The 15593-nt window shown below is 58.4% G+C and carries 12 protein-coding genes and 2 pseudogenes; 3 read left to right on the forward strand and 11 right to left on the reverse strand.

Annotation, left to right across the window (positions count from 1 at the left end; all coding sequences use genetic code 11):
* Window positions 1-7: 7 nt before the first annotated feature.
* From GGQ74_RS04280 to GGQ74_RS04305, 6 genes are all read right to left on the reverse strand, one after another.
* Window positions 8-622, reverse strand: a complete 615-nt coding sequence (locus tag GGQ74_RS04280) for a phage tail protein I (RefSeq protein ID WP_167940285.1) — start codon at window positions 620-622, stop codon at window positions 8-10.
* Window positions 615-1502 (reverse strand): baseplate assembly protein, encoded by an 888-nt coding sequence (locus GGQ74_RS04285; protein ID WP_167940286.1) that lies wholly within the window; start codon window positions 1500-1502, stop codon window positions 615-617. The genes GGQ74_RS04280 and GGQ74_RS04285 overlap by 8 nt, the downstream gene beginning before the upstream one ends.
* On the reverse strand, window positions 1499-1834 hold the full coding sequence (locus tag GGQ74_RS04290) for a GPW/gp25 family protein (protein WP_209280063.1): 336 nt from the start codon (window positions 1832-1834) through the stop codon (window positions 1499-1501). The genes GGQ74_RS04285 and GGQ74_RS04290 overlap by 4 nt, the downstream gene beginning before the upstream one ends.
* Entirely contained in the window at window positions 1834-2496 is a 663-nt protein-coding gene (locus GGQ74_RS04295) for a phage baseplate assembly protein V (protein WP_167940288.1), read from the reverse strand. The genes GGQ74_RS04290 and GGQ74_RS04295 overlap by 1 nt, the downstream gene beginning before the upstream one ends.
* Window positions 2477-2761 carry a hypothetical protein gene (locus tag GGQ74_RS04300; RefSeq protein WP_167940289.1) on the reverse strand — a complete coding sequence of 95 codons (285 nt, stop codon included), beginning with the start codon at window positions 2759-2761 and terminating at the stop codon, window positions 2477-2479. The genes GGQ74_RS04295 and GGQ74_RS04300 overlap by 20 nt, the downstream gene beginning before the upstream one ends.
* A gap of 654 nt (window positions 2762-3415) precedes the next feature.
* Window positions 3416-4339: a polysaccharide deacetylase family protein gene (locus tag GGQ74_RS04305; RefSeq protein ID WP_167940290.1), complete on the reverse strand. Its 924-nt coding sequence runs from the start codon at window positions 4337-4339 to the stop codon at window positions 3416-3418.
* Window positions 4340-5540: 1201 nt separating this feature from the next.
* Between GGQ74_RS04305 and GGQ74_RS04310 the strand changes: the two are divergent.
* Window positions 5541-6718: pseudogene (locus GGQ74_RS04310) on the forward strand (IS3 family transposase).
* Between the two features lie 220 nt (window positions 6719-6938).
* On the opposite strand, the gene GGQ74_RS04315 reads toward GGQ74_RS04310, so the two are convergent.
* Both GGQ74_RS04315 and GGQ74_RS04320 read right to left on the reverse strand, forming a co-directional pair.
* Window positions 6939-8213 (reverse strand): hypothetical protein, encoded by a 1275-nt coding sequence (locus GGQ74_RS04315; RefSeq protein WP_167940291.1) that lies wholly within the window; start codon window positions 8211-8213, stop codon window positions 6939-6941.
* Window positions 8214-8519: 306 nt separating this feature from the next.
* Window positions 8520-9020, reverse strand: a pseudogene (locus GGQ74_RS04320) (IS3 family transposase); the annotation flags it as partial.
* Window positions 9021-9268: 248 nt separating this feature from the next.
* On the opposite strand from GGQ74_RS04320, the gene GGQ74_RS04325 reads away from it, so the two are divergent.
* Window positions 9269-9520, forward strand: coding sequence for a hypothetical protein (locus GGQ74_RS04325; protein WP_167940292.1), 252 nt, complete (start codon window positions 9269-9271; stop codon window positions 9518-9520).
* Window positions 9521-9829: 309 nt separating this feature from the next.
* Entirely contained in the window at window positions 9830-10759 is a 930-nt protein-coding gene (locus GGQ74_RS04330; protein WP_167940293.1) for a DUF5655 domain-containing protein, read from the forward strand.
* 21 nt (window positions 10760-10780) lie between these two features.
* Here GGQ74_RS04330 and GGQ74_RS16230 read toward each other — a convergent pair whose 3' ends face one another.
* The 3 genes from GGQ74_RS16230 to GGQ74_RS04345 form a co-directional block, all read right to left on the reverse strand.
* On the reverse strand, window positions 10781-10939 hold the full coding sequence (locus tag GGQ74_RS16230; protein ID WP_245168118.1) for a hypothetical protein: 159 nt from the start codon (window positions 10937-10939) through the stop codon (window positions 10781-10783).
* 7 nt (window positions 10940-10946) lie between these two features.
* Window positions 10947-14132 (reverse strand): LPD38 domain-containing protein, encoded by a 3186-nt coding sequence (locus tag GGQ74_RS16460; RefSeq protein WP_167940295.1) that lies wholly within the window; start codon window positions 14130-14132, stop codon window positions 10947-10949.
* Between the two features lie 271 nt (window positions 14133-14403).
* Window positions 14404-15513 carry a Fic family protein gene (locus GGQ74_RS04345; protein ID WP_167940296.1) on the reverse strand — a complete coding sequence of 370 codons (1110 nt, stop codon included), beginning with the start codon at window positions 15511-15513 and terminating at the stop codon, window positions 14404-14406.
* Between the last annotated feature and the right edge of the window lie 80 nt (window positions 15514-15593).

The following is a 15593-nucleotide window of genomic DNA, read 5'->3' on the forward strand; positions in this document are numbered from 1 at the left end:
TCCCTCGCTAGGGGTTGACGGTTACGCTTGAAAAGTTCTGCAACGCACATCCAGCCCACACGGCACCGGTCTCGGAGATGTTCTCGGCCTGCCACGGCACAACGCGAAGCACCGCGCCGGTCTGCAAGGCAACTCCCGCGCACACCTCCCCACGCACCTTGCTCGCCACGGTGAACCCAGCAAAATGCGACCGCGTATTCTTGGCGGCGGCGACCACCCGCGTCAGCGAGCCGTACAGCGCGGCGTCCACGCCCCGGTCGTCCACCTCGATCTCGATGGAAAAGGTGAACGGCTGCCCGGCTGGCTCGGCCTCCCACCACTCGCGGATGCGCACACGGTAGCCCAGCGAGCCCACGGCCCGGTCCACGGCTCCGCGCGTGCCCTTGTGCCGATGCACCCACACGGCGGCGCGAACGACCTCGCGCTTCTGCTCCTCGCTCCACGCGGCATCCCACGCATCCACGGACAGCGCCCACGCCAGCCATGGCAAAAGCTCCGCCGGACAGTCTCCGGGACTCCACACCTCACGCAGAGGCACGGGCACGGCGGACAGCCGCGCCACCCCCTCGGCCAGCGCCCGCTCCAGGGCCGACGCACTCGGCGGCAAAAGGCTCCTAGACAAGGGCCACCTCCAGCGTCACGCCCGCGCAGTGCGCAGCCTGATGCGGCAGGCACGCAACATCCGCCGCCGGAGCGACAAGCTTCACACGAGCTACGCCCTCCACCTGCAACGCTGCATAGAGTTTGGACAACGCCATGCCCGCGCCCAGTACGTGACTGGCCGCTGCCGTGGCAGCCAAGGTCCGGCCAGCCACCACCTTCACGGCCTCGAAACTCGGCCCCGGCTGCACATAGAGCGTGGCCCGCACCTCGTAGGAAACGATCTCCGCCGCACGCACCTCCACATGGTCCGTGAAAGGCCGCGTCTCTGCAGCCGAGAGGGCGGCGCGCACCGCGCCCAGCGTAACCTCGTCGGGCGTACCGTTCCCGCCCAGACCAAGCACATGCACCAGCACCTCGCCCGGCGCAGGGCTGGACACTGCGGCGTCCTTCACTCCCGGCACGTTCAGGGCATGGAACAGGTAGGCCCCGTCCGGCCCCGCCGTGCTGAAGCCCTCGGGTGCAAGCTGCACCCGGCGGCGAAACTCCGCATCGCTCTCCATGGTCGGCGGCACGGGCGGCAGCGCATCCGGATCACCGGGGTCCACCACCCGCCGCGTCAGCGGCACCAGCGCCGCAAGGTTGTCCAGATCGCTCCCCACGGCGTGGGCCAGCATCACGGCCCGGGCCGCATCGTTCACGCGCTGGCGCAGAAGCACCTCGCGATAGGCCGCCACCTCCAACACCTTGAGCGCGGGGTCGGATTCCAAAAGTGCCGTGTAGGCAGGATCGCGAGACACGAGGTCCGCGCGCATCGCGGCGAGCACCCTCTCGAAAGACAGTGTCTCCACCACGCGGGGCGCGGGTAACCGCGACAGATCAATGTCCGAAAAACCACTCATACGATGATCCCCTCCATGCTGATCTCACGTCCGTCCGGCAGGTAGGTGCCCACCAGATCGAGGCTCACATGCCCGGCCCCTGTGGCTTCGGCGCTCACGCGGGTCAGCCGGAAGCGCGGCTCCCACCGCGCGAGGGCCTCGGCCGTGGCGGCGTAGAGTTCCACCAGCGTTGCGCCGTTCAGTGGCGCATCCACCAGCTCGAACAGCCGCGAGCCGTAATCCCGCCGCATCACGCGCGAGCCGATGGGCGTGGTCAGGATGTCGCGCACGGACTGCCGCAGATGCTCAATGCCGGACAACTCCCGGCCCGTGGTCGCGTTCATGCCGCGCATCACTTCGGCCCTCCGGTCTCGCCACCGTGCGGGCAGGGATGCACGTGCCCGTTGAGGGACACGGCAGCCGTCACATCGGCATCGGTGGTGATGTCGCCCTTGGCGTGCAGCGCGGCGTTGAAGATGGCGCTGCCGCCGCCAGAGCCGCCGCCCTGCGTCAACGGACCGTTGAGGAAGATGACGCCGTTCAAGGTGATGCGCGGGGCGGTGATCTCCACGCCCGCCCCGGCCGTTGCGCTGATGCGGCCACCGGCGCGCACGTTCACATCGCGCGAAACCTCGGCCACCACATCGCCCGGAACAAGGGCGTGCAGGCGGTGCGCCTCGCGGTCGTACTCGATGACCGCGCCGTCCGCGTACACCCGGCGGTCCACCGTGGGCACCACGGCGGGCGCGGGGTGCGCGGCCTGAAAGATGCTGCCCAACACCACGCCCTGCGCGGGTTCGCCAGAAGGCGACAGCACGAGCACCTGCTCGCCCACCTCCGGTGCCCACCACGTGCGGTCGTTCCCGGCGCGAAGGGTCAGCCACGGTAGCCAGTCCGAGACGGCCCCGCCCATGGCCACGCGCACGCGGGCCGCACCATAGTCCGCCTCGGCCACCGTGCCGAAGCGGATGAGCGACGCCAGCCGCCGCTCCATGTCAGATGCCCGGAAATCCATCGGTGACCTCCACGTACTTGTCCTCGTGCGCCGCGCCGATGAGCGGCGAGTGCGACACCCGCACCTCCGAGGGCACCACACCCTCGCCGTCCCACACAGACGCCCCAACGAACACCACCTGCTCGAACTCCACGCGCCAGCCGCATCCATCCGCGACGTCAGACGCCTGCTCCGCAAGCTGAAATGTCGCGGGATTCCCGGCGACACCGAACCGATTGCCGTCCACGAACGTGAGCACCCGCGAAACGAGCGACCGGAGTCGCAAAATATCCTCCGGAGTACGCGAAGCGACCTTCACCCGAGCCACCCATCCGCAACGAAGCGGAAGATGCCCCCCGCAGTCGCCAATCACGACGCCCCGAGACACCTTCACGAGATTCAACCAAATCACGGGCATTGCGACGGTCTCCCCGCCATCGGAATTGGAAACGACCGTCACGTCAGGAAACGAAGCGGCAAAGGCCTCGACAACCGCGTCGTGCACGATCGAAATCACATTCTCTTCGCATCCATTGCCGGACATTGCGTTCTCCATTTCTTCACGAATCACGCGGCACGACTGCCGCATTCGAAACGAATCACAACCCATGGCCTCTGCAGCCCTTCATCGTTGCGACACGATGTGAGTAGCAGCAAACGGACACGCCTCGTGTCACATGTGCCAGATGGCAAATCCTCTTCTCGTCGCACAGCAATCCCACAACACAAAAAAGCCGGGCTGATCACTCAGCCCGGCTTGCGGAATGGTTCGACGGATACGCCGCCCAAAGAAAAGCGCTATTATACTATAACAAGGCACAAACAAAAGGGCGCGGTGCCATATCGCGGCACCGCACCCCTGCAACATACCAAGAACAAAATTCAAATATTGAAGTCAGAAGATGAACTATCTCCAACTCCGCTCTGCCATCACATGGCGCTACTTCGCACGCCCAAGCGTCCCCTTGCCCTCGAACAACCCATCGAGGTCCAGATTGTCACCAGGATGCTCGAAATAGCCGTCGGTCACCGTCACGGCGGTGCCCAGCGCCAGAAGCTCACTGACCGTGACGAACTCGTAGCCGCGCCTGCGCAATTCCGGAACCAGCCTGCGCACCAGATCATTCGTCTTCTGCGGCACGGTGTTGGCGTGCATCAAAACGATCGCACCCGGTCGAATCTGCTCCAGATTCCACGCCACAAGCTGCTCGATGGTGCGCTCACGCTCATCGTACTCGCCAGTCACGGACCACTGGATCATGGGCAAGCCCATGGCTGCGAGGATGGCTCCCGTCCGCACGTCGCCACGCCCGTACGGCAGACGCATCACCCGAATCGATGCCGGGACGTGGCAAAATTCATCACTCAGCCCCTGCGCATCGGCCCGCGTCTGCAACGCTTCGTACAGCAATTCATACTGGGCCTGCGTCCAGTCCATCTGCTGGCGCACCTCGGCCTCATCCATGATGGCCAGATTCCCGTGTGTCCACGCGTGGTTGCCCAGCTCGAACAGCGAATCCGCCATAAGCTGCATCGTCTTCTCGGGATGGGAACGCATCCACTTGCCCCCGGCGAAAAACGTCGCCTTCACACCAGACGCGCGCAGAAAATTGACCACGTCCTTCTGATAGCCCGTTCTGTGAACTGCCCGCTCGCACAGATCGAAGGTCAGCGCCACGACCTTGCGCCCATCCACAGGCTCCACCCGCCGAATAACGTGCTGCTGCACCGACGGCACAGGCGGCAGGACGCGAAGCGGCTGCGTGCGTAACGGCGGGGTCAAATCGGGCTGATCAAGTGCAACGCGCCGCAGATCGCCCTCGCTCCCCGCCAATTGCGCGTCGTCCCACAGAGCGTGAAGCAACGTCGCGGAACCGAACGGCCCGGATGTCGAAACGGCACGCCCGCCACATCCACAGAGAAGGACAAAAGCGAAAAAGAGCGCCAACAGTGCGATTCGAGACGCGAACATGAATCTCCCTCCAAAAAACGGGCAGCACCCGGAATGAAATCGTCATCCCGTGTACGCCGATGCGGCCTAGCGATCAATGCCAATAATCCCGGACCGCAGCATGATTGCATCCAGTTCCACAACGGGGGCATCCCGCCGTGAAACACCTCGCGCATCGCCCTTTCGGGGATTTCAACGGGGGCCAAACAACAAACGCGGACCAACGCGCAAATTACGGTGGGCCTGGAATGAATTTTGGGCAAAACAAAAGGGTCTACGGCAACCTGTTTTGTTGCTGTAAACCCTTGTAATATCAGTGGTAGCCGGGAAGGGAGTCGAACCTGGCAAAAATCACGCAACAGCTCAAAATAACAACACATTTCGCAGTGAATCCTACACCGAGTCAACACCATCGCGACCATCTGTAACACTGCGAAATCACAACGGACGCTCAACATCGGACGCGAGGCGAATCACATTCGTCTCGCGTCCACACCTTTTTCGCGCTGCATTCGACATCCAGCGTACGACTAGGTGGAAAACGCCGATGCCGCGCGCAAAAAATACACGCCAACATATCCGCCTGACTCCACCGACTTCACGCTTCACCCTATGGATTTTCGATAGAAAACCGAACCGCCGCACGGCTCATCGCTCCTCCACGAAAAAACCCACTTAGCCCCCGCCCCCTCCAACACCAGCCCGCCCTAAAAACACGACCGCAAGCCATTATCAGGGATCGCGATGATAGATTTCTTGTCGGAGACGTTTTGCGTCCGTTGGCTGTCAAATTCTAAAAACGTGTTGAATGTTGAGGGCGAGTCTGCCTCGTTCATGCATCTCTAAACATGTCTCGATTATCAAGGGCTACACGCCTTGACCATGAAACAGGTTTGAATAATTATGCAGCTCCCAGTTTCCCATACGCAGAAATGAACCACGCAACACAAAGGCTTCCCAGCCGCACGACAACGACACCTGAAGGTTCATCGCCCCGACGGCAGCGTCGGGGATTATTTTTGGCCGCGTGAATAGACGAGGCAATACTGATCCTGCTACGGAGTTGTGGACACGAAGTTAAGCCACTATCCTGACGAGCAAACAGGAGAAGTGGATGAGCAGGAATCGCAGGACGTACGATGCGGAGTTCAAGCGGAATGCCGTTCGGATGGTCGAGGAATCAGGACGGGCGGCGTCCGAGGTTGCGCAGAGCCTAGGGATTGGAGTGGATCTCATCTATCGCTGGCGGCGTGAGATGCTCGGTCAAGGGCAAGTCGCATTTCCAGGCCAGGGCAAGGAGGCCCTCACGGATGAGCAGCGCAGGATTCGGAAACTTGAAAAGCAGCTCAAGGATGCCGAACTTGACCGGGATATATTAAAAAAAGCATTGGCCATATTCAGCAAGGCACCAAAATGAAATTCTGTTTCATCAGGGACCACCGCTCGCAGTTTTCGGTGAAGAGGATGTGCCACGCGCTCAAGGTTTCCAAGAGCGGATATTATGCATGGATAGGCCGCAGGCCGTCACGACGGACCGCCGAGACGACACGGCTGCGTCATCGAATTTTCCAACTCTACGAAGAGCATTCGGGATGCGTCGGCAGTCCCATGATCACTGCCGATCTGCGTGCCGAGACCGAATTCCGGCATGTAAATCGGCAGCGGGTTGCTCGGCACATGCGGCAGCTCGGATTGCGCTGCCAGACCTCTCGCCGATTCGTCGTGACGACGGACTCGAAGCATGCCGAACCGATTGCTCCCAATCTGCTCAATCGAGACTTCACGGTATCCGCCCCCAACACCGCTTGGGTCACAGATATCACCTATCTCAAGGTCGGCCGGAAATGGCATTATCTCACGGTTTTCATCGACCTGTTCTCGCGCATTATCGTTGGGTGGGATTTGAGCGATTCGCTCGAAAGACATCCGGCCATAAGGGCTTTTCACAAGGCCCTTGCGCGAAGGAAGCTGTCACCCGGCCTTCTGGTCCACAGTGACAGGGGAATTCAGTTCGCCAGCTACGATTTTCGAGCGGAACTGAAACGGCACGGCTGCGTCCAGAGCATGTGCCGCAAAGGGAATTGCTGGGACAACGCCGTGGCAGAATCCTTCTTCCACACCCTTAAGACCCACTTCATCCGACATCGGCGGTTTTCAGAGCGTCTTGAGACGGAACTGGCGCTGTTTCAATACATCGAGGCCTACTACAACCGAAGGCGAAGATATTCCTTAAATGGCTGGATGTCGCCTGCCGAATTCGAGAAACAGCTCGTTATGATGGAAGTGGCTTAACTGGTGGTCCACTTTTGTGTGGCAGGATCAGTAACAGGATCACTTTGTCTGCGCTGTCGTTGACACCTTCGTTGAGTCCCAAGTCGGCTACGGTTCTGTCGTAGGTGTGGCTGACATCGGCTAGTCGAGGTGGTCTAGCCTTTCAAGCCTTGTTGAAGCAGGGAGTGACGACAAGGCCATAGTCGACATGGGCCATATCCCGATAGGCGCAAGGTGAATGCTACTCGGAGCCGTCCTTGGGTTTTTTGGTGAAATTTTCTAAGGAGGATGACGCCTTGTCTATGCTTGCTTTGATGCTGTTGGTGAATTCTGATCCCTTGTCTAATAAATTTTTGAATCCTTTCGAATCAATGAATTCTTGCATTGGGCTTCCGTGGACGGCAGTTTCGATTAATCGCAATGGGGCCTCTTCAAGGCGAGTTAATGCTGCATTGAATAATCTAGAATAGAAATCTTTATCGAGGTTGACGGCTTCCTTCCTGTATCCTTCGTATGCTTTTGCTGTAGAGGCCTTGAATGCATAGTCTTCTGCAACCTTGAATCGTTGGCCGATCTGCTTGGTTGATAGCCATGCTAGCCAAATTGGAGCGCCTACTCCTATTATTGAAAGGATAACATGCATCCAGACTGTGCCCCAGCTTGGATTAGGAGCGTCTAGTATCGGTTGAAGTGTGTCGAATCTGTTTTTTCCGATAATTACTGCTGTTGCAAGGGAGCATACAAGACCTCCAACCCACCATCTCATCGATCTCATCAACTCTGTTGCGCGTTGATCAAATGCTGCTGCAAGTCCCTTTGTTGTTGTGATCATGTATGCTTCTTCGCACTTTTCGACAATTGCATTTGTTTTTTCTTCGCAGTTGCAAACAGTTTCGTGCTTTTTTTCAACTTGATTTGTTTTTTCCGTTACTTCTGCAAGTAGTTCGACGCATCGCTTGTTGATTTTCTTTATTTCTTCCTGTGCCTCTCTGAGGTCTTGCAGGCTTGTTGGAATGTTTTCTGCGGATTCTGTTGCCTCGCTAATAAGAAGTATTTGTTCCTTGAGGCGTTCCTTTTTTGGGGCAATGTCATTTATGTCTGCCTGAATAGACCGAAGTCTGTTTCGTATCTTTGTTGGAAGGTATTTACCGTCGTCTATTTCCCATGGATATTGTGGGATCATTATCGTCGTGTAGTAGCCAATTGTGGTCTGTATTGATAATATAATAGGAACCGGGTTCGAGTTTATTTGAGGTATGGACTGCTGTCTTATGAGATCGAATCGTCTAGCTGCTTCTTGGATAACTTCATTATCCACATTTTCGTTAATGCTGTTTTGGCATTCGTCGACTTTCCTCCTGAACTCCAAAACAAGACTCTGCAATTCTTTTGCGTTGATTGCGGGTTGATTCCACCCGTGTTTTTCGATGAAAGTGTGTCCGTTGGAATTTGTAGATTCAATGGCTTCCGCCAGTTCATCTAACGAATCGGCTAAGATGTTAATAGTATCTCCCATTGGTGTCTCCTATGCGAAGTATTGCTGTTGAAAAATTATGATGGAGATATGTCCTTTTGCTTAGAATGGCAACTAGCTTTCCTATTAAAGTATGCTTGCTACAATTATTGCGGCGGCTTTCCCGCCGGCATCTGGCAGGAGATGAATATACCTCATTGTCGGCTTGATATCCTGATCCTGCCACACAAAAGTGGACCACCAGTTAAGCCACTTCCTTCATAACGTGTTGTTTCTCGAATTCGGCAGGGACATCCAGCCATTTGAGGAATGTCTCCGCCTTCGGTTGTAGTAGGCCTCGATTTATTAAAACAGCGCCAGTTCCGCCTCAAGACGGCCTGAAAACCGCCGATGTAGGATGAATTGGGTCTTGAGAGTGTGGAAGAACGATTCTGCCACGGCGTTGTCCCAGCAATTCCCTTTACGGCTCATGCTCTGGACGCAGCCATGCCGTTTCAGTTCCGCTCGAAAATCGTAGCTGGCGAACTGAATTCCCCTGTCACTGTAGACCAGAAGGCCGGGTGACGGCTTCCTTCGCGCAAGGGCCTTGTGAAAAGCCCTTATGGCCGAATGTCTTTCGAGCGAATCGCTCAAATCCCACCCAACGATAATGCGCGAGAACAGGTCGATGAAAACCGTGAGATAATGCCTTTTCCGGCCGACCTTGAGATAGGTGATATCTGTGACCCAAGCGGTGTTGGGGGCGGATACTGTGAATTCTCGATTGAGCAGTTTGGGAGCAATCTGGTCGGCATGTTTCGAGTCCGTCGTCACGACGAATCGGCGATAGGTCTGGCAGCGCAATCCGAGCTACCGCCCGTCCCGATTCCTCGACCATCCGAACGGCATTCCGCTTGAACTCCGCATCGTACGTCCTGCGATTCCTGCTCATCCACTGCTCCTGTTTGCTTGTCAGGATAGTGGTTCAACTGGTGTTTCACTTTTGTGTGGCAGGATCACTGGATTCGTCATAATCTAAAAGATTGACTGGCATACATTCGGCGCATATTCTATAATCAAAATACTTCATAAAATTGGCATATTACAAGAGATGCGCCATGACTCGACACGATTTACAAAAACTCATTATCGAAGCTTTAGAAGCTCTGAACAGAAAGGCTTTTATCTTAGATATCTGTAAGTATATCTGGGACAATCACAAAAATGAACTCCAATCGTCCGGAAACCTGTTTTATACTTGGCAATATGACGTTCGGTGGGCCGGACAGCAGCTGCGTAACAAAGGCATTTTGCAGCCTGCCGACAAGAATAATCGTGAATGGAAGCTTTCACCAAGCGAAACAAAATAAGAGTCAACTCCAGGATCCAAATCGTCATAGCTGCATCGCCATGGGTCATAATGCCGCATTTGGATGTACAAACTTTTTCATTCGCCAACAGATTCAAAACACGACGGAAGCTTAAGCACAACCATCCACTTTGTTTTGTCTGTTTTCTATCAGATCTATTACCGGTGTTGACCGCCTTTACCTAACGCACAAGTTTGCACCTTAAGAATCGTCATTTATTCCATTGCATACACGAATGTATAGTGTCATCCAAAAATAAAAAAGACAATTGAACCGTACAAATCCATTATCAACATACAGGTTCATTCCATGAGCGATATTAAACTTTTTCAAGTCAGCGATCAGACAGCAACAGCCTTAGAAGCACGAAGTGTGGACATAGAAAAGCGTCTTCAAACCATCATTGAACGCAACATGGTGACGTTTCTAGGCATATTTTTTCTTGCAACGGAGTACTCAACAGGACTCAAGACGCGCGGGCGCATCGACTCGCTCGGAATTGATGAAAACGGATGTCCCGTCATCATAGAATACAAACGAAGCATGAACGAGAATGTAATAAATCAGGGTTTATTCTATCTCGATTGGCTTATGGATCATAAGGCGGAATTTGAACTTCTGGTTCACCGGAATCTTAGCAAAGATAAAGCCGAAGGCATTGAATGGTCTTCACCTCGACTCATATGCATCGCTCGAGATTTCACGCGCTATGACGAACACGCAGTTGAACAGATCAACAGAAACATCGAGCTCATCCGCTACCGCCATTATCATGAAGGCTTCTTACTGCTTGAAATGGTAAATGCGACTACTGCATCACCATCAGAATACATATCGACCGGCAAGAGCCACGATGAAGCCTCGAGTGGGAAAAAGCACATCTACAAACATGTGACACAAATTCTCGAAGAGTCCACACCCGAATTACAAGCACTCTACTCTGCACTTGAGAGCTATCTCCTCAGCATTGGCGACGACATACAATCCCGCACGCTCAAATTCTACTTCGCTTTCACTCGCATCAAAAATTTCGCCTGCGTGGAACTTCGCCCGCAAAAAAAATGTCTCCTTGTCTACGTCAACCTTGTCCCAGAGGCGCATCCTGAACAACCCGGTTTCCTTCGTGACGTAAGCAAAATCGGGCATTTCGGAACCGGCTCAATGGAAATAACTATCCGCAACGAAGAAGACATCGCACACGCAAAGCCGCTACTACTGCAAAGTTATGAGGCAAGCTAAACGTGAGCTACTAGGCCCCCCTCACACCAACTCCTCCGGCAGTCCCACGATTTCCACGAGCTGACGCCGTCGTTCCGGCGTCAGCTTTTCCGTTTTGGCGACGAGGACCTTGCCGGGCCAAGTGTGATGGACGCCGAGTTGGGCGGCGATGTCCTTAAAGGTCAGGCCGTGGTCGCGCATCCAGAGTTCAAGGCGTTTCTCCCTCGGGACTCCGGGGCCGAAGTCGAGGGGAAGGGTTGGGCGTATTATCCTGCGTCCCATGGGCATTCTCCCTGATCGGCGGCTTGCCGATGCCCTCGCGGGCGATGTTGATCATCTGGATATGGATGGCGTCGAGCGCCTCACGCTTCGCCTCGGGCGACGCGCTCCGGTCCTCCTCGATGCGCCACGCCATGCGCCGCAGGAGCGTCAAGGCTCGCGCGGCCCTGTCCATGGTCTGCAGGTCGGCGGGCATCGCCACCCGCACGCCGCTTCCGCATAGCCCGGCGCGCTGTTTGGCGCTTTCGATCGTTCGCCTCCGCTGGTTGTAATGCCGATAAAAGACCTCCATCGACCGCGATCCCGACGCCGGAAACTCACGCACCAGCCCTCGGATTCCGGGGATGTCCTGCCAGCTGCGGCGCGGCTCGGGCGGGATGTCCGCCACGCCGGACGCCTCAAGTAGCGCATCCAGCCCCTCCAGCGTCAGCCGCCCCAGCCCGCCCGTGAGCGAGCGTACCAGATTGTCCAGCTTGGCCGGAGAGCCTATCTCGCGCAGGCCCGGCACCTCGTGCATGGCCCTCGCCAGTAGCTTCAGCGTCTCCGGCGTGTGCGCACCGTACTGCAGCACCGGCTCCAGTTCCTCCTTGCCGCGCGGCACCGTCGGGCGGTCGAAAAACCAGTTCCGCCCGGCCCACCACTCCACGAACGGCGTCAACCCCGTGGGCATGATGCCCGGCCACATGCTTTCCAGAAACGCCCTGCCAGCCTCGGCCAGCCCCTCAGGATCGTCCCGATCCATCCAGTCCAGCACCATTTCCGGGAAACTCCCGAACAGAATCCCCGGCGCGTGCGGCTTGGGTAGGCTCAGCACATAGGGCTTCGCGCCCTGCGGCCGCACCACGACGTTCCAGAACAGAATCCGCCGCCACGCCTTGAGTTCCTGATAGACCGGGTCGTCCTTCTGCGCGAGCCAGAGCAGAATGCTCGGCAGGGTGATGCCCATGAACGCCCGCGCGGCGTAGCGTTTCGGATTCGAGCGCATGGCCCGCACCATCCGGTCCGTACCGCCCACCGTCGCGCGCCAGAACGCCACCAGCATGTTCATGGCCAGCGTCTTCGCCCCACCGCGCGAGAAATCGATGGTCAGATCCCTCGCAGCGATGGCCGCCTTCAGGTGCCCTGCCCCGCTCGGATCGCGCCGGGTCCGCGCCTCGAAATCGGCAACGCGCGTCGCCTCCTCCGTGGCCTCGGAAAACGCGCGCAGCACATCCAGCGGATGCCGGACCAGACGCCCCACCCGGCGCGACCGCTCGGCCAGCAGGTCTTCCAGATTTCTGGAAAGATAATCCCGATCCAGCGATACAAGCGCCCCGTGCGCCCCGCCGCTGGCGTAGAAGCGCTTGTAGGCCTCGTCGCGCCGCAGGACGTGAAACAACCCGCGCATCATGGAAAAATACGGAACGTGCAGTTCGTCGGAATTGAGGAAGGCCTCGAAGGTGTCGCGCCCGGGATTGCGTAGCGCGAACTCCGGCGCGAGCGTCGCCCCGGCGCGCAGGATGGACGCAGGAAGCGAGAGAATCCGCAGGAGCAGGCTCGGCGCTTCGGGATTCAGCCCCTGCACGGCGCGGTAAAGCGTCGAATCAAGCTCCACAAGGTATGGGCGCCCCCGGTGGTAGAAGAGGACCTCGCCCGGCCCCGTGCGGTGGAAATCCGGCCGGAAAGTCTGAAAGAAAGTCGCCAGACGCTGAAGATCCTCGACACGCAGGCCGTTCTTCTTCAGCACTGCCTCCACCCCCGGCAGGCCTTCCTCGCGCAGGAAGGCGGGGTCGGTCACGATGGTGAGCACCCGGTCCACGGTCGCCACGTCCGCCACGAGCGACGCGACGACCTCCGCATAATCCCCGAGCTTCCCGCCCATGCCCGAAAGCATCTGCACCAGCTGGTCCAGCGCCTCGCGGGTGGTGACGCGGTTGACCTTCAGATGCAGCGGCTTGGCCTCGATCATGCCACCAAGCCCTTCCACGCGCGTCAGTTCGATGAGAGCGGTCCCGACGCGATTGCGCTCGGCGACGTTCATGAAGGCGTAGGTGTTGCGAAGGATGGATTCCGTGGGCGGGATGATGTCGCGCGAACTTCCGCGCAGCCGCTTCACCGGCGAAAAAAGGTTCCCGAAACGCCGACGCGATGTGCCAGCCGCGGATGGCGTCTCGTGCTCCACCACGCGGTGCAGCGGCGTATAGAAGAGGTTGTTTCGACGGATGAAATCCGCGCTCTCCACGGAAATTCGCCCGCTGTCCACCAGCAGTTCCAACAGCGCGTCGCAGTACCCGCCAAGCTGATCTGCGGCGGTGACCACGTCCGGATGCGCGGCACCGATTTCCTCGACGACATTCCCCCAGACCTCCTGCGGGACGATGCTCCTGAATCCGCCGGACACCCGAGAATCCGTGCGGGCGCGTCTGGCCACGAGAAATGCGTCCAACTGGCGGCGCAGGCCCTGACGCTCGATGGGCAACAGGATTTCGCGCAGGGACGGTCCCGTCACCTCGTAGCCCTCACTGCCGATGCGAAACGTGCCCCACTTGAGGAAATGCTCCGCCTTGCCCACCCAGCCGCGCAGCGCCCATGCCAGAAGGTACGGATTGCGCTCCGCAGCGAGGCTGCCGCCCCGACGCTCGGCCGCCATGTCGGCCAGCACCTTGAACGGACGCAGCTCGTCCACCACCTGCGTATAGATGTCGTTGAACGTCGGGAACCAGCGCCGTCGCCTGCCGCCGTCATGATCGATAAGGGACAGGACCTTTGCCACGTCCGGTTGCGCCAGCCATTCCTCCCACTGCTGCCGAACGCGCGAGAGCAAATCCATCAGCTCCGGACGCTCGGCAAGGCTACGCTCGAACAGCGGACAGAAATTCGGAGCGGCCTCCCGCACCATGGCCTCATTCGTGATCCACAACCGCACGAATTCCGCGAAACCCTCGCTGTCTAGATCCGTGGCCCCGGCATAGGCCAACCGCCGCACCTCCTCCGGCATGACCGACGGCAGGGGCATAAGCCCCTGCTCCTGAATGTGGTGGGCAATCTCGTGCGCGGCGACCTCGACATCGTTGGCCTGTCGCAATCGGACGACCTGCGGACGAATCTTGTACAGCCCGGCCAGCTTTCCCCGCACCCCGCCCACGCACCAACGGCACGCGAAAAGCCGGGCCGACCATTCAGCCAGACTTCTAGCACGGAGTTTTCAGGGGGCTATCGACGAAGACCGCCAGAGAACGCTGGAATGCGCAGATAGGGGCTTGACATGGTTCAGGAATCGCAACCGGAACGCAGAACGCGCACCGGCTAGGTGGGGGAGGTGGAAATGGGGAAAAAAGGAGGGAAAGGGGGAATGCCGAACTCAGCGGCTAGACGAAGCGAATCCTCACCGCCTCTCGGCGATGGGGTTACCACACCAGATCATAGGCGACACTCCGGCCTCCGGCTTCACGCGGCGCAAGGACGCCCTTCTCGACCAGATCGGCAATTTCCCTGTACGCGGTTGCCCGCGAGGTCTTGGTCATGCCGCCGTACTTGCGGTTGGTGAGTCCGCCCTCGAATCCGCCGGGGCCTGCATCCAGCAGCCTGTTGACGACCTTGCGTTGACGGTCCGACATCGGCGTCGAAACGTGCCGACGCCAGAACTCGGCCTTGAGCAGAACCCGCTCCATCGTCCGCTCGGCGTTGTCCACGGATGAACCGACCTGTTCGACGAACCAGAGAAGCCACGCGGTGACGTCGCACCCGCTCTTCTGCGTCCGTTCGAGGACTTCGTAGTAGTCCTTGCGACAGCTCATGATCTGCGCGGAAAGGCTGTAATGCCTGAATGGGCGATTCTCGTCCTGCGCGAGAGCCATGTCTGTGAGCGTACGGGCGATGCGCCCGTTTCCGTCATCAAAGGGATGAATGGTCACGAACCGCAGATGCGCCAGCCCCGCACGGAGAACCCCGTCCAAGGTCGTCCTGCTGCCGTTCCACCACGCAATGAATGATGCCATCTCGGCTTCAAGCGCTTCCGGTGGCGGCGCGACATAATGCACCCGAGGCCGATTGATCGGTCCGGACACAACTTCCATGCGCTCCTGTCGCCACGCCCCGACCACGATGCGCCCAAGCCCCGACTGACCCGTCGGAAACAACGCCGCGTGCCAAGAGCAGATACGCTCCGCCGTCAGCGGTTCGCCGTGGTTTCTGGTCGCGTCCAGCAGGACCTGCACCAGTCCGTCCGTAGCCCGATCCGCAGGCCGCAGACCGCCCTGCTCCAATCCCAGATGCGTCGCCACGGAAGAACGGACCATTTCCCGGTCGAGCCGCTCCCCTTCGATCGCCGCCGTCTGAACGGCGTCCTCTTCGAGCGTCTCGGCCTGCGCCTTGAGATCCTCCGCCAGTCCCGAACTCTCAAACCGAGCCTGCAACCGCCCCTGCCGCCTTCGGCACTCGGAAAGCGGCCCAAGCAACTGCCCGGAATCCCACGTCAAATCAGGCCATCCATCCTGTTCCCAGATATACCGAGGCATTCCCCACTCCAATCGCTTCATATTTTGAAGCGATTATGACGGATAATCGCTTCAGGCGCAAGGGGGGATATCTGTCCGAG

Source organism: Desulfobaculum xiamenense (genome assembly GCF_011927665.1).
GTDB classification, from domain to species: Bacteria; Desulfobacterota; Desulfovibrionia; order Desulfovibrionales; family Desulfovibrionaceae; genus Desulfobaculum; species Desulfobaculum xiamenense.